The organism is Acinetobacter sp. YH12132, from assembly GCF_013418645.1.
GTDB classification, from domain to species: Bacteria; Pseudomonadota; Gammaproteobacteria; order Pseudomonadales; family Moraxellaceae; genus Acinetobacter; species Acinetobacter indicus.
This window is the reverse complement of record NZ_VPBR01000003.1, coordinates 92,191-105,943: the sequence shown is the minus strand read 5'-3', so window position 1 is coordinate 105,943 and position 13,753 is coordinate 92,191. Positions and strand designations below refer to the sequence as shown.

The 13,753-nt window shown below is 46.1% G+C and carries 13 protein-coding genes; 8 read left to right on the top strand and 5 right to left on the bottom strand.

All coding sequences use genetic code 11. The features are described from left to right. Positions 1-207: 207 nt before the first annotated feature. The 5 genes from FTU67_RS04410 to FTU67_RS04390 all read left to right on the top strand — a co-directional run bounded on the left by FTU67_RS04410 (position 208) and on the right by FTU67_RS04390 (position 5,431). A complete protein-coding gene (locus tag FTU67_RS04410; RefSeq protein WP_180061459.1) occupies positions 208-1,797 on the top strand; it encodes a peptide chain release factor 3 in 1,590 nt (529 codons plus the stop codon). 79 nt (positions 1,798-1,876) lie between these two features. Beyond that, positions 1,877-2,701, top strand: coding sequence for a hypothetical protein (locus FTU67_RS04405; RefSeq protein WP_180061458.1), 825 nt, complete (start codon positions 1,877-1,879; stop codon positions 2,699-2,701). Positions 2,702-2,757: 56 nt separating this feature from the next. Beyond that, positions 2,758-3,732, top strand: coding sequence for an RsiV family protein (locus FTU67_RS04400; protein ID WP_180061457.1), 975 nt, complete (start codon positions 2,758-2,760; stop codon positions 3,730-3,732). Beyond that, entirely contained in the window at positions 3,732-4,550 is an 819-nt protein-coding gene (locus tag FTU67_RS04395) for a TatD family hydrolase (RefSeq protein WP_180061456.1), read from the top strand. Before FTU67_RS04400 ends, FTU67_RS04395 begins: the two co-directional genes overlap by 1 nt. Positions 4,551-4,657: 107 nt before the next feature. Continuing rightward, positions 4,658-5,431 carry a ThiF family adenylyltransferase gene (locus tag FTU67_RS04390; RefSeq protein WP_005180122.1) on the top strand — a complete coding sequence of 258 codons (774 nt, stop codon included), beginning with the start codon at positions 4,658-4,660 and terminating at the stop codon, positions 5,429-5,431. Positions 5,432-5,488: 57 nt separating this feature from the next. On the opposite strand, the gene dusA is transcribed toward FTU67_RS04390, so the two are convergent. Next, positions 5,489-6,511 carry a tRNA dihydrouridine(20/20a) synthase DusA gene (gene dusA / locus FTU67_RS04385; RefSeq protein ID WP_180061455.1) on the bottom strand — a complete coding sequence of 341 codons (1,023 nt, stop codon included), beginning with the start codon at positions 6,509-6,511 and terminating at the stop codon, positions 5,489-5,491. Positions 6,512-7,068: 557 nt separating this feature from the next. Between dusA and FTU67_RS04380 the strand changes: the two genes are divergently transcribed. Continuing rightward, on the top strand, positions 7,069-7,500 hold the full coding sequence (locus FTU67_RS04380; RefSeq protein ID WP_168417105.1) for a hypothetical protein: 432 nt from the start codon (positions 7,069-7,071) through the stop codon (positions 7,498-7,500). A gap of 118 nt (positions 7,501-7,618) precedes the next feature. Here FTU67_RS04380 and katE read toward each other — a convergent pair whose 3' ends face one another. After that, positions 7,619-9,745 carry a catalase HPII gene (gene katE, locus FTU67_RS04375; protein ID WP_016658604.1) on the bottom strand — a complete coding sequence of 709 codons (2,127 nt, stop codon included), beginning with the start codon at positions 9,743-9,745 and terminating at the stop codon, positions 7,619-7,621. A gap of 18 nt (positions 9,746-9,763) precedes the next feature. Continuing rightward, entirely contained in the window at positions 9,764-11,179 is a 1,416-nt protein-coding gene (locus FTU67_RS04370; RefSeq protein ID WP_180006605.1) for a hypothetical protein, read from the bottom strand. A 236-nt stretch (positions 11,180-11,415) separates the two neighbouring features. On the opposite strand from FTU67_RS04370, the gene FTU67_RS04365 reads away from it, so the two are divergent. Beyond that, positions 11,416-11,883 (top strand): CinA family protein, encoded by a 468-nt coding sequence (locus FTU67_RS04365; RefSeq protein WP_160242814.1) that lies wholly within the window; start codon positions 11,416-11,418, stop codon positions 11,881-11,883. A gap of 130 nt (positions 11,884-12,013) precedes the next feature. Here the strand turns inward: FTU67_RS04365 and FTU67_RS04360 are convergent, their stop codons facing one another. Then, positions 12,014-12,298: a hypothetical protein gene (locus tag FTU67_RS04360; RefSeq protein WP_005180111.1), complete on the bottom strand. Its 285-nt coding sequence runs from the start codon at positions 12,296-12,298 to the stop codon at positions 12,014-12,016. Between the two features lie 54 nt (positions 12,299-12,352). Beyond that, positions 12,353-12,649 (bottom strand): hypothetical protein, encoded by a 297-nt coding sequence (locus tag FTU67_RS04355; RefSeq protein ID WP_180061454.1) that lies wholly within the window; start codon positions 12,647-12,649, stop codon positions 12,353-12,355. A 456-nt stretch (positions 12,650-13,105) separates the two neighbouring features. Here FTU67_RS04355 and FTU67_RS04350 point away from each other — a divergent pair, with 456 nt between their 5' ends. Further along, positions 13,106-13,747 (top strand): hypothetical protein, encoded by a 642-nt coding sequence (locus tag FTU67_RS04350; RefSeq protein WP_180006607.1) that lies wholly within the window; start codon positions 13,106-13,108, stop codon positions 13,745-13,747. The last annotated feature ends 6 nt before the right edge of the window (positions 13,748-13,753 follow it).

The following is a 13,753-nucleotide window of genomic DNA, read 5'->3' as shown; positions in this document are numbered from 1 at the left end:
GCGGGGATTGTTCGTTTTTATCGCAAAGTCGCGATCTCAAGATACTTTTATTTTCCATTTAAAATTTAAACCGATTCCGGCCCAAGTGCTCTAATGATTGTTGGCTGAAATCTGCTACAATTGCGCCAATTTTAAGTTATCCCTTCACGGCTTGGATTCACATGAAAATGTGTGTCGCAAACTGTGTATATATTGAAGATTTCCCTTATGTTTAAAGATCAACTCACGAAAGAAGTCGCGGCGCGCAGGACCTTTGCGATTATTTCCCACCCCGATGCCGGTAAAACCACCATGACAGAAAAACTGCTGTTATGGGGGCAGGCGATTCAGGTGGCGGGAATGGTGAAAAGCCGTAAATCGGATCGGGCGGCGACCTCGGACTGGATGGAAATGGAAAAAGAGCGTGGGATTTCGATTACCACCTCGGTCATGCAGTTCCCGTATAAAGACAAGATGATCAACCTGCTCGATACCCCGGGGCACGAAGACTTCTCGGAAGATACCTACCGGACCTTAACCGCGGTAGACTCGGCACTTATGGTAATTGACGGGGCCAAAGGTGTCGAAGACCGGACCATCAAACTGATGGAGGTGTGTCGTATGCGTGACACGCCAATTATCTCTTTCGTCAACAAAATGGACCGTGAAATCCGTGAGCCTTTAGAACTGCTGGATGAAATTGAAAACGTCCTGAAAATTAAATGTGTACCGATTACCTGGCCGCTGGGCACCGGGCGTGATTTTGCTGGCGTGTTTAACCTGCTGGAAGAAAAATTTTACGTGTATAAAGCCGGTTTTGGTTCAACCATTCCTGAAATTGAAGTGCGTGATGGCTATGACCATGCTGACCTGCGTGAAAAAGTCGGTGAACTGGCCTGGGCGGCATTTGAAGAATCTTTAGAGCTGGTGCAAATGGCCAATGAACCGTTAGATCGTGCAGAATTCCTGGCAGGTCGTCAAACCCCGGTACTGTTTGGAACTGCACTGGGTAACTTTGGTGTTGACCATGTCCTGAATGCTTTTAGCGACTATGCGCCACCACCAAAAGCACATCCGACTCAGGACCGTGTGGTCGAAGCGACTGAAGAAGGTTTCACGGGCTTTGTCTTTAAAATCCAAGCCAATATGGACCCGAAACACCGTGACCGGATTGCCTTTATGCGGATCTGCTCAGGCAAATATGAAAAAGGCCTGAAGATGAAGCATGTGCGTATTGGTAAAGACGTGCGTATTTCAGATGCTTTAACCTTCCTGGCCGGTGACCGTCAGCATCTGGAAGAAGCATGGCCGGGCGATATTATTGGTCTGCACAACCACGGTACCATCCAGATTGGTGATACCTTCACCTCAGGTGAAAACCTGCAGTTTACCGGTATTCCGCACTTCGCACCGGAAATGTTCCGCCGTGTACGTTTAAAAGATCCGCTAAAATCGAAGCAGCTGCAAAAAGGCTTAAAAGAGCTGTCGGAAGAAGGTGCGACCCAAGTATTTATGCCGCAAAACAGCAATGACCTGATCGTGGGTGCGGTCGGTGTGCTGCAGTTTGAAGTGGTGGCCTATCGTCTGAAAGAAGAATACAAGGTCGATTGTATTTACGAGCCGGTCAGCATCAACACGGTACGTTGGGTCTCTTGTGAAGATGAGAAGAAATTCAACGAGTTCAAGAAAAAAGCCCATGACCAGTTATCGGTTGATGGTGGCGGTCATCTGACCTATCTGGCGCCAAGCCGCGTCAACTTGCAGTTGATGCAGGAGCGTTATCCGGACATCGTGTTCCGTAACACCCGCGAACACTAAAGGGTTATCGCCGTTAAAACAGCTTCTTCGTGAAGCTGTTTTTCTAGGATGAGGAAAATTTCAGGAAGAGAGATCAACAATGCAAACAAAAATCAGTTTTATCGCTTGTGCCGTGCTGGCACTGTCTTTGGGGGGCTGCGACTCATCTTCCCAGAAAAACGAATCGGCTGAAGATGCACGTCCTGAAAAAAATATCTTCCAGCAGGAAAAGGCTGAGGTGCTGCCATTCCTGCAGATTAAGCAGCAGCCGGCAGAGATTGCTTTGCCATTTTGTGAAAAGAAAAACTGTATTGATCTGGATATTCAAACCATTCAGACACAGGATCCATGGCTGAACCAGTGGATTGCCAAAAGTCAGGCCAAGGTGATTCAGGACCAGATCGGGCGGAAACAGGACATGAGTCTGCAGCAAGCGGTGAATGCCTATGTAAAAAAATCTGATGCCTGGCAGGCCGAGTTTGCCAAAAATCCGGCCTATGAACTGGCGCTGTATACCCGGCTGGCTTATCAGCGCAACCAGTATGTATTATTGCAGATTGGGGTGGATAGCCATCAGGAAACAGTAAAAGTTAAAGAGCGTTATTATTTTTTCGTGGCTGATCGTCAACAGCAGCAGGCTTTAACCGCACTGGATATTATTCAGCCCGAGCAACAAACTGCGATGCATGCAATCGTGCAGCAGGTCTATCAGCAATGGCTGAAAGAACAGAGTACAGAGGTGCAAAATACTGCACCAAAAACCTTATATTGGGGACAGGCCGACTGGTTCTTTGATCATGAAGGCATGGGGCTGCATTATCGCACTCATGAAATTGTGAAAGATGGAACACAGCTTGATATTTACTTAACGAAAGCACAAACTCAACAAGTTGTAAAAGCTGAAATTTATTCGCGCATGTTTTAATAATTAGAACATCCGCTTTGAATCTGGGATGCACAAAAGGCAATAAAGGGTATTCAATGTTAAAGCAAAAAACAGCATGGGTGATGAGTGTCTTGGCCGTGTCCATGGCATTGACCGCATGTCAGCCCAAAAATAACGAACCGAAACAGGAACAACAGGCGCAGGCTGCAGAAGTTGAACAGCAGGCGCTGAAACTGATTGGCGAGCCGGAAAAGCTGCAGCTGAACTTGCCGGAATGTGAAGGCAAGAACTGCCCGGAGCTTTCTGTTGAGCGTTTGCAGAGTAACCAGCCTTTTGTCGATGAGCAGATTGACCAGTACATTCTCAAAGAACTGAACCAGACCCTAGAAATTGCCCCGGCAGATAAACCTCTGAATATTGAATCGCCGGCCTCTGCGGCAGAGCCCGCTTCCTCGGCACATGCACTAACGCAAATTCCAACGCCAAAACAGAAACTGGAACAGCAGGTGCAGCCCTTTATTGCGGCCTTCTTAAGTCTGGATCAGGAAATCAAGGCGCTGAGTGCCAATCATCAGATTAGCCTGATGATTAAACCAAAAATTTTAAACTCGGAAGGGCCGCTGGCCACCGTGGTGGTAAATAGCAGCAGCTATCTGGGCGGTGCACATGGCGCTACTGCACAAACCTATTTTAATTTTGACCTGGAGCAGAAAAAGCAGGTCAAACTGGCTGACATCTTGCAGCCGCAGCAACGAGCTGCATTGGAAGCTGCCGCCTATGACGCCTTTAAACAATGGGTGGTAGACAGCAAACTGGCCAATAATGTTGCCGAGTACGAGCAGGCCTGGAAATTCAAGCTGTCGGATAATTTCTATCTGGGGCAGCAAGGCCTGATTCTGCAATATGCCGAATATGAAATTGGACCGTATGTGGTCGGTTTGCCACGGCTGATGATTCCTTATGCAGAGCTGCAGCAGGTGCTGAAAAAACCATATTTGCCGGCACCTGAAGCGCCAGCCAGCGAAGCCACTACAGCAGCTGCGTCCAGCGCTGACGCGAAAACCATCTAATGGCATTGGCACTGTTTGATACCCATACCCACTTTGATGTGGCGGATTTTGATGCCGATCGGGAGCAACTGGCCTATCAGGCGAAGCAGGCGGGTGTCGAACAGCTGATTTTAATTGGCTTTGTGCAGTCGCGTTTTCAGCAGTTACTGAATACCCATCAATGGCTGAACCGTTTAAGCCAGGTGCCGCGAAGCCATCTGGCACCGGGATTACATCCGTTTTATATCGAGCAGCATCAGCCGCAACATCTGCTGGATGTAGAACAGTTATTGCGTAAACAGGACTGTGTTGCGGTTGGTGAAATTGGCCTGGATACCTTTTTAAAGCAGCATAAACAGCCCGAGCTGTATCAGAAACAGCAAAAGTATTTTACCGCCCAGCTGGAGCTGGCACACCAGTTTCAGCGTCCGGTATTGCTACATATTCGTAAATCCCATGCCGATGTGCTGGCGCTGCTAAAACAGCAGAATTTTAGCTATGGCGGAATTGCCCATGCCTTTAGTGGCGGTGTTGAAGAAGCCAAAGCCTTTATCAAACTGGGTTTTAAAATTGGCGTGACCGGACAAATTACCAATCCGAATGCCAAGAAACTGCATCGGGTGGTGCAGGAATTAGGCCCAGAACATCTGGTGCTTGAAACCGATTGTCCGGATATGACACCGCTGTGCTGCCAGTCCTCGACCGAGCAGCGCACCCGCAATACGCCGGCCAATTTGCCTTATGTACTTGAAGGGCTGGCGCAAAGCCTGCAGATGGAGCAGACAGCACTGGCTGAGATGATCTGGCAGAATGCGTTACAGGCTTTACATCTGGCCTAAAATTTAAATCTCTCGCTGATGTTGCGCCGTGCAAAAATCCTCCAATCTCACACGCCATGTGAAAAAACCGTTAAAATAAGCCCTCCTGTATAAGATTTGATTGTGCAATGACTGAACTGCTCCAAGATGATGAATATGACCGCCGTTTTGCCGGTGTTGCCAAAATTTATGGTGAGGACAGCTTTCAGTATTATGCCAACAGTCATGTCATGGTGATTGGTATCGGCGGGGTCGGTTCCTGGGCGGTTGAAGCCTTGGCACGAACTGGTATTGGTGAGCTGACCCTGGTGGATATGGATGTGGTGGCCGCTTCCAACATCAACCGGCAATTACCGGCCATGAGCAGCACTTTGGGCCATGAAAAAATTGAAATTATGGCCGAGCGTTGCCGTGCTATTAATCCACGCATCAAGATCAACCTGATTGATGATTACCTGACCCCGGACAATGTCAAAGACCTGCTGGCGCATACGCCCGATGTGGTGCTGGACTGTATTGATGATGTCAAAGCCAAGCTGGCGCTGATGCTGTATTGCCGCTTTAATAAAGTGCCGCTGATTGTGTCCGGCGGTGCCGGCGGTAAACTCGATCCGCTGAAAATTCGTGTGGCCGATTTATCTAAAACCGAACAGGACCCGATGCTGGCCAAACTGCGTGCCCAGTTGCGTAGCAAAGGCATCTGTAAAAAGCCGAAAGAGAAGTTCGGGATTACCTGCATCTATTCAATTGATAATCCGTTTTCCAGTGCTGATGTCTGTGCCAGTGCCGGGCTGCGCTGTGGTGGCTATGGTTCGGCGGTAGTGGTTACTTCCAGTTTTGCGATGGTGGCCGTGGCCGAAGTTCTGAAAAAACTCGATCAGCTAAAAGCCAAACAGGCATAATCCGGTTACGATCTGATTCTAAAAAAAGCCCTCAATTGAGGGCTTTTTGTTGATCTTTTAAGGCTGAACAGCGTGTTCCTGCAGATAGTTTTCAGTACGCTGCATCGCGGCCTGAATATTCTGAATGGCCACTTCCACATCTTTTAAGGTTTTGGCATTGCCGCCACTTAAGGCCTGACGCCATTTGCGTGCGCCTGGCAAGTTCTGGAACAGGCCCAGAATATGACGGGTGATAATCGACAGCGGTGCACCTTCAGTCACGCGCTGTGCGATATATGGCATCATCTGCTGCATAATCTCGAAACGGTCCGGGAGGGGCAGATTCCAGAAATGTCCCAGTTCGGCCAGTAAATACGGATTGTGATAGGCTTCGCGGCCAATCATCACCCCATCGACATGCTGTAAATGTGCCTGTGTTTCTGCCAGGGTTTTAATGCCGCCATTAATTTCAATGATCAGCTCCGGGCGATCCTGCTTTAAACGATAGACATCTTCATAGCGTAAAGGCGGCACTTCACGGTTTTCTTTCGGCGATAAGCCTTGTAGCAGCGCAATGCGGGCATGCACGATAAAATTATTGCAGCCGGTTTTGGCAACGGTATCGACGAAATGCAGCATTTCTTCATACGAATGCATGTCATCAATCCCGATCCGGTGTTTAACCGTCACTGGAATATCCACCGCATGGCGCATTTCTGCAATACATTCTGCCACCAGATCAGGCTCGGCCATCAGGCAGGCACCAATTTTATTGTTCTGCACGCGGTCACTTGGGCAGCCGACATTCAGGTTAACTTCATCATAGCCCCAGTCTTGCGCCATTTTGCTACAAGTGGCCAGATCTTGAGGATTGGAACCGCCCAATTGCAGCACAATTGGATGTTCTTCCTGATTAAAGTCCAGATGGCGTTTGGCATCACCATGAATAATGGCACCAGTGGTGACCATTTCTGTGTATAAAATCACGTTTGGGTTAAACAGGCGCGCAAAGAAACGATAATCCCGGGTGGTCCAGTCCATCATGGGGGCCACGGAAATTCTTGGCAGTTGGATATTTTCAAGCGTATTTACATTTGACATTCAACAGCAAACCTTGCAACGACGGGAAACAAAACTGAGGCGCTATTCGCACAGATCGGGCAGCACAAGGCAGAGGGTTTTACTCACATCCACTGGGCGTGCAGGGGCGAGATAGTAGCACAAAATCCGGCTGACGAAAAAAGATTGTTGTTGGCTGTCCGAAGGTGGGAGGGTGAATATCCATATTTTAGCTTGCTGCTATTTTAACTGTTATATTGTTAAAATATAAATTATAATTATTGATATTAAGTTTAAGTTATTTTATAAATTAAATGAATACTCCCGAAAATGATCTTTAAATTCAATTAGAATATATAATTAAAATACATATATAATCTTCCCAGCTAGAATAAAAATAATAAAAATAATAAAATTAATTCACTGGAAAAATTGACAATCAATTCAAAAATTATAGTTATTCTTTGATTTGTTTAAAAAAATATGTAATTCCAATGTAACAAGAAGCATTTTTCTTGCAAAATACCTATTAAATACTACATAAAATTACGCAAAATCCTTCAATATTACTATATTCAGAATAATAAATGGATGATCATATGCCCCAGTATATTAAACTTGCTGAAATAATCTATAGAAATGTCGAGCAAAATAAGGACTTTAGAGGAGATATTATCAATGATTTAAATATGTTAATGATTGAGCTGCGTGCTGAAATCAAAAAAACACGTCTTAAATTATTGGTCAATTGCATCGACTTTAATGAGCTGATGGTCAACCCTTTATATGCCAACGAGCTGAAACTGGACTTGAGCATTGTGCCGAAAAGCAGCAATAAAGAAGAGTTTATACTCTGGTTGGCGACATTTATTCAGAAAATTACCGTTGATGAAGATCAGCCGAAGACCCCAAAGGGAAAGAAGATCAAAGTGCCCTTAATGAGCTTAGAACCGCTGGATATTGCAGCCCCTCCACAGATCTCGAGTGACAAGGAGCTGGAGCGGTATCAAACGGCGCAGATTGCAGATTAAGGTGAGAGGAAAGCACTATGTACATCAAGTTTTAATCTGAATCTCATCCATCTATTCAAACAAAAGGGAAGCCATTGGCTTCCCTTTTGTTGATTCAGCTTGTATGAGTGCAGGACAATTAAGCCGGAATAGATTCTGCAATGGCTTCACGTGCCCAGACCCGGTTGTGACGAATCGCTTCTTTAAAGCCTTCCGCCACATTCTGGAAACTGGCATCGCTAAATACGCCTTCATCTGGCGGTAGACGCAGATGTTCCAGCAGCTCGGCTTTATCCCCTAACAACACCACCGGTTTTAAATGTTTATAGGCTTCAATCACATAATGGCAGGCCACACCATCGCGCTTAAAGGCATCCAGATTGTTGCCATCCAGCACAATCACTGCATCATACAGCACTGAGGGTTCGGCCTGCTGCATCCCATCAGATGGAATCATGTCATCTTCAATGGTGGTGGTTGGGGCAGGGGTGGGCGTCAGAAAATCCAGCATCACATTTTCTTTTAAGGCCCATTGATGAATCGGCTCAATATTGTCGGTGGCGGCATGGGGATGTACCAGTACCGCGATTTTACGGCCTTCAATATTCGGCGGTAAAAATGCCGTCATGGATAACTTGGCTGAGGTTTTTTCCTCGGGTAGATCAGGCGGCAGCTGGCTTTCATCTAGTGCAATGCCGAGTTTATCGGCGACCATTTTGGCCAGATTGGCATCAATATTGGCCAGCATATTGTGCACCACACGCTCACGGATAGGTTTGCGCTGCACTTTACTCAGCTCAAAGACATAGGCATCGACCACGTGTTTCTGTTCAGGCAGGCTCAGGCTTTTGAAATACAGACGCACCTGCGAAAAGTGATCGCTAAAGGATGGACTGCGCTGACGGATTTTATGCCCGTCAATGCGTTCCTGATAGCTTTCAAAACCGCCACCTTTGGCTGCGGGTGGGGTTTCTCGTGGCCAGTCATTGTCAATCGAGTTGGGCTGATACGCCGCCTGACCGCGATGAACCCGGCTCTGATGGATGCCATCGCGCTGGTTATTGTGAAACGGACACACCGCCTGGTTAATCGGCAGCTGATGGAAGTTCGGACCCCCTAAACGGCTGAGCTGGGTATCGGTATAGGAGAAAATCCGCGCCTGCAGCAGTGGGTCATTGGTGAAGTCGATTCCCGGCACAATATGCGCCGGACAGAAGGCGACCTGTTCGGTTTCATCAAAGAAATTGTCAATATTGCGGTTGAGCACCATCCGGCCAATCGGAATGACCGGCACCAGTTCTTCCGGAATCAGCTTGGTCGGATCAAGCAGGTCGAAGTCAAAGCTCATTTCATCTTCCTGCTCCACAATCTGCACACCCAGTTCCCATTCCGGATAGAAACCGTTCTCGATGGCCTGATACAAATCGCGGCGATGATAATCCGGGTCTTTCCCGGCAATTTTCTGTGCTTCATCCCAGACCAAGGCGGCCATACCCTGTTTCGGGGTCCAGTGGAATTTCACAAACACCGATTTGTTTTCGGCATTAATAAAGCGGTAGGTATGTACGCCAAAGCCCTGCATACTACGGAAGTTTTTTGGAATACCACGGTCGGAAATGGCCCAGATCACCGCATGTGAGCTTTCTGGCACCAGCGAAACAAAGTCCCAGAAGGTGTCATGTGCACTGGCACCGGTTGGAATTTCGGTATCCGGTTCCGGTTTTAAGGCATGCACAAAATCCGGGAATTTCATGCCATCCTGAATAAAGAACACCGGGGCATTGTTGCAGACCATGTCATAAATGCCTTCCTGGGTATAGAACTTGATGGCAAAGCCGCGAATATCGCGTACCGTATCTGCCGAGCCGCGCGGCCCTTGTACGGTCGAGAAGCGTACAAAGACTGGCGTTTTATGTTCTGGGGTAGTTAGAAAATGGGCTTTGGTATATTTTTCATTGCCCGGATAGGCTTCAAAATAACCATGCGCACCGGTGCCACGCGCATGCACAATACGCTCCGGAATCCGTTCATGGTCAAAGTGGGTCATTTTTTCATGAAAAATAAAATCTTCGAGCAGGGTGGCCCCGCGAATGCCAGCTCTGAGGCTGTTCTGGTTATCGGCAATTTTAACGCCCTGATTGGTGGTGAGCGCCTGTTGTGTCGCATCACTGCGATACGGGTCTAATTGAACGGATTTATCATTACTGTTCTGTCGGTTTGCCGCATCTGCGCCGGCCATTTCACTCGGTTGTTGATCTTTTTTCATTGTTGCTGTTCTCCGTAATTAACTTTTATGATGCATTGGGTCGAGCGCCTGCGACAGCGCCGGGAAAAGGGCCTGGCTGTATTGCTGGGTACACCAGCGTCCGGCATCGCTGGCAGATTTATGCGGGGCCAAATAAGGCAATAGCTGCCGGATTTTGTCGTCAAAAGATGAGGCCTGGGCGTATTTGAGCTGAATTTCTTCCAGCTCCAGCTCGGCCATATAATTAAAGTGGTCGCTGGTTTTAAAATGGTCCGACGTGCTTTGCAGCGCAGATGGGGCAGGATGCTGTACTGCGGCATCTCCCAGAATCCAGTCATAAATAAACTGCTGTTCGGTACGGTTAAACAGCCCGAACATCTGGCTTTCCTGCTGATGAATCAGACGCCAGAATTTACTCTGCTCCGGGTCCTGACCTAAACGGATCCAGTCGGTTTCCAGCAGCTGCTGGATAAAACCATCCACGCCTTCGACGGTTTCCAGCCATTGGTTGATGCTGCGGTTGGTAAAAATACATTTATTGTCATGAATGAATTTGCCCATCAGGGCTTTATGCTGGAAAATTTTCTGGATAATGTCGTGCAGATGCAGCCGCTGCAGGATTTTTTCTTCGTTCATGCCTTGCTGGCTTAAGGCATAGCCCAGCTGAATCAGGCGCAGATATTGAGCCTGCTGTTTTTCGTCCGGGGCCAGACTGGCAATGGCATGTAGCACAGGCGTATGCCGTGATGTTGAACGCTGCTGTGGCTGAAAACAGCGGGTGTGAATACCGAGTTCTTTCAGTTCATGCGCAATGATCAGCTGATGCAGCGAGCACAGGTGTTTGCCAATATGAAACCCTAAGGTCAAAGGCATGAAATCGGTAGGGCAGTACGCCAGTGCCAGCTGAATTGCAGCCTGATGAAAATAGCCATCTTCCAGACCGAGTACAAAGTTATCTAGCTGCAGGGTTTCAAGCAGTGCATTGAACTGATACAGCTGATGCTGCTGCGTGTGACCATAGGCCAGAGCTTGCAGATACAGCTGAATCAGCTCGGTATAGCGCCGGTCATCCCAGTGCTGGCTAAAACTGTAGAGCCAGGCTGCCTGCGCACGCTGGGTCGGGGCAATCTTGATCAGAAACTCATAAGCATCGGACAGGCAGTGAAAATATTCGCGTGGCTGTCCCCAGGCACGGTGCTTTAAATAATATTCAAATTCGAGCTGGGCTTGCTGTTCATGCTGGATCATCCAGTGCTCCAGCTGATCCAGCTGGCTAGGGAAATCGGGTAGGGCCAACGGCAGGGTTTCAATTTCATTTTTTAAACTGAACAGGGCTTTTTGTTGTTTGGCGGTGGGAGCAATATCGGCATCTAAATAAAAGGACACCAGATCAAAATAGGTTTCAGGCACATCATTGAGTATGTCTAATAATCTTTGTTTGACGACCGTTGGCATTATTCTGCTCCATGATTTAACCCTAGAAAACAGTAATCTAGTTGGCTGTAAACTTAAGCCTGAGTTGTGTGGCTTCATGTAAAGTATGTATATGGGCAATTAACCTATAGGTATAAAAATCAGAGGGTTATATTTTTAGTTTTAAAAAATAAATGAAATGTTACTTTTCAGAAAAAAGCACTGAAAAAGAGCTATGTTTAAATCGGAAGGAATAATTATATTCAGGATGGGTATAAATGAATAAATGCTGCCAGTTACTTGCCAAAAAGAAATTAAAAGTCACCTTTATTGAAAGTGCTTCGGCAGGGTATCTGGCCTATCGTTTTTCATTAAATAAAAATTCAGGCGATATTTTAAATGGCAGCCTGGTCTGTTATGACGCCAATTTAAAAGTCAGTATTTTAAAAATTTCAAAGAAATTCCTGGAGAAATACTCTCCTGAATCTGCCGAAGTGACAGAACAGCTGGTTTTAAAAGCCAAACAGATCATTGATTCTGATATTTTTGTTGGCTGTACCGGTTTATTAAAACGTGGTGGCTCTGAAACTAAGGAAAAACCGGTCGGAACATTTTTTTACTGTATTTCGTATCAGAATAAACTGCATCATTATCGCTGTGTATTTAATGGCACCAAAAAGAAAAAACTGGAACAGCTGTCGCGGGCAATTAGTCAGAGTATTATTGAAGTAGTCAAGCAAAAATAATAGGAATATATAAATCAAATAGACAACCCAAAATAGAAAATCTGCAGAGATAAAACCCTTAGATATAAAAAAGTTATAGGTCATAATGACCTATAACTCTGAACCGTATCAGAACCAGACTGAGGGCAATCTAGTTTCTATCCCAGGCATCTTTAATCGCGTGCTTGGCCTGTTCCCATTTTAAGCGAGAATCTGCTTTAAACTCTTCCCAGCGCTGTTTCAGGTCGCCTTCAGAACTTTCAAAGTCGCGATCTGTGCCATATTCACTGCGGGCACGTGTACCGAGGTCATAAGCAGAAGATAAGTCCCGATCATAATCAATATCTGGGATATCTCTTTTAAAATCATTGTAGTAAGGACGGTCTGCATGGTTGTCACGCCAGTACCCATGTGGATCATTTGCATTGTTGACCATGATCATCTCCTTCGATTATTTATAATAAAAATAAGTGAAAAACAAAAAATGGTTTTACATATCTTCATCATCTAAGAGATTGTTTTGCTGCTGCGCATTCTGGTTATGGCGTTGTTGACCATATTGCTGCGGTTGTTGCTGTTGCTGTTGCTGGTTTTGTTGTTGCTGCTGGTTGCCCTGATGTTGAGGCTGTTGCTGCTGTTGATCTTGCTGGCGTTGCTGATTGCCTTGTTGCTGGTTATTTTGCTGTTGTTGAGGTTGCTGTTGCTGCAGACGGTCTTGTTGCTGCTGATTGCCTTGCTGTTGAGGCTGCTGTTGCTGTTGGTTTAAACCATTGTTTTGATTTTGCATTTGAACACCTCTTTTATAGATATCGACGCTATCGCTAGCGCGCTGAAATCATCTGAGAAAAACAGATAGCTTCTTTTTAACATGAAACATCTCATGAAAAACCCTGGCTCTGTTACATCTTATTTAGTTGTAAGCGGTGATTTTAAGCCGGCATTTTTAATTGGCTGTCCTACATAGGATTTTTAAGAATGTAATCTTTTGTGTAATTACATTTTTCGTGATTTTATATATAACTTTACATTTCTTTATTTTAAGTAGCTGCTAGATAAAATGTGTTTTAAATATATTTTAAGCTTTCAGATTTTTTATTTATTTTATTTAAATAAAAGGAAAATACTCGGATTTATTTATGCTGGAAAATAGACGGGTAATAAATAAATTGAAGGATCAAAAGGTTGAGACAAAATAAAAAAACCATTACATTGATGCAGTAAGACAAGAAAAAGGATAACAAAGATGCTGGTGGTTGAGGAAATTTACCGCAGTAAAAAGAATGAAAATTCGGTGCATTTTAATCTGAAAATACAGCGCAGCCTGAGCTGGTTTAAAAAAGCCCTGAGTCTGGATCAGGAGCTGGATTTCAAGTTTATGAGTTTATGGATTGCCTTTCAGGCCATTTACCGTGAAGATGCGGCCAGTCCATCCGCTGCGCAGTTACAGCAGTTTTTTCAGCTTCTGCACCAGCAGGATGAAACCCGAAAAATTGATTATGTGTTATGGGAAAAATACCAGCAGCAGATTCAGGCCCTGTTGGCGCACCCGTATACCCATCCGGAATTTTGGGCCTATCAGCATTTACAGCTCACGCGCGATGAATGGCAGCAGCGCGCTGCCCAAGAGCAGATTGATCTGCAACAGACCTTGCAAAATAAACAGTCGGTGGCCTTGCTAATGGCGGTGTTTAAACGTTTTGACAGTCTGCGTCACCAGTTTACCAGCGGCGGTGCCAACTATAACAGCCTGTTAAACCGTGACATTCTGGCTGGGGCAACCAGTATTTTTGCTGCCTTAATTCCATCCTTTATTCAGATTCTGCTGGAATATCCGGCCAGTATTGATTCGGCCCAGCCACATTATCCGATGGTGCAGGTGTCTTAAACCTGC

What these genes read in the sequence shown, in the direction of transcription:
- FTU67_RS04410 (WP_180061459.1), top strand. Translation starts at nt 208, where the DNA reads ATGTTTAAAGATCAACTCACGAAAGAAGTCGCGGCGCGCAGGACCTTT.
- FTU67_RS04405 (WP_180061458.1), top strand. Translation starts at nt 1,877, where the DNA reads ATGCAAACAAAAATCAGTTTTATCGCTTGTGCCGTGCTGGCACTGTCT.
- FTU67_RS04400 (WP_180061457.1), top strand. Translation starts at nt 2,758, where the DNA reads ATGTTAAAGCAAAAAACAGCATGGGTGATGAGTGTCTTGGCCGTGTCC.
- FTU67_RS04395 (WP_180061456.1), top strand. Translation starts at nt 3,732, where the DNA reads ATGGCATTGGCACTGTTTGATACCCATACCCACTTTGATGTGGCGGAT.
- FTU67_RS04390 (WP_005180122.1), top strand. Translation starts at nt 4,658, where the DNA reads ATGACTGAACTGCTCCAAGATGATGAATATGACCGCCGTTTTGCCGGT.
- dusA (WP_180061455.1), bottom strand. Translation starts at nt 6,511, where the DNA reads ATGTCAAATGTAAATACGCTTGAAAATATCCAACTGCCAAGAATTTCC.
- FTU67_RS04380 (WP_168417105.1), top strand. Translation starts at nt 7,069, where the DNA reads ATGCCCCAGTATATTAAACTTGCTGAAATAATCTATAGAAATGTCGAG.
- katE (WP_016658604.1), bottom strand. Translation starts at nt 9,745, where the DNA reads ATGAAAAAAGATCAACAACCGAGTGAAATGGCCGGCGCAGATGCGGCA.
- FTU67_RS04370 (WP_180006605.1), bottom strand. Translation starts at nt 11,179, where the DNA reads ATGCCAACGGTCGTCAAACAAAGATTATTAGACATACTCAATGATGTG.
- FTU67_RS04365 (WP_160242814.1), top strand. Translation starts at nt 11,416, where the DNA reads ATGAATAAATGCTGCCAGTTACTTGCCAAAAAGAAATTAAAAGTCACC.
- FTU67_RS04360 (WP_005180111.1), bottom strand. Translation starts at nt 12,298, where the DNA reads ATGGTCAACAATGCAAATGATCCACATGGGTACTGGCGTGACAACCAT.
- FTU67_RS04355 (WP_180061454.1), bottom strand. Translation starts at nt 12,649, where the DNA reads ATGCAAAATCAAAACAATGGTTTAAACCAACAGCAACAGCAGCCTCAA.
- FTU67_RS04350 (WP_180006607.1), top strand. Translation starts at nt 13,106, where the DNA reads ATGCTGGTGGTTGAGGAAATTTACCGCAGTAAAAAGAATGAAAATTCG.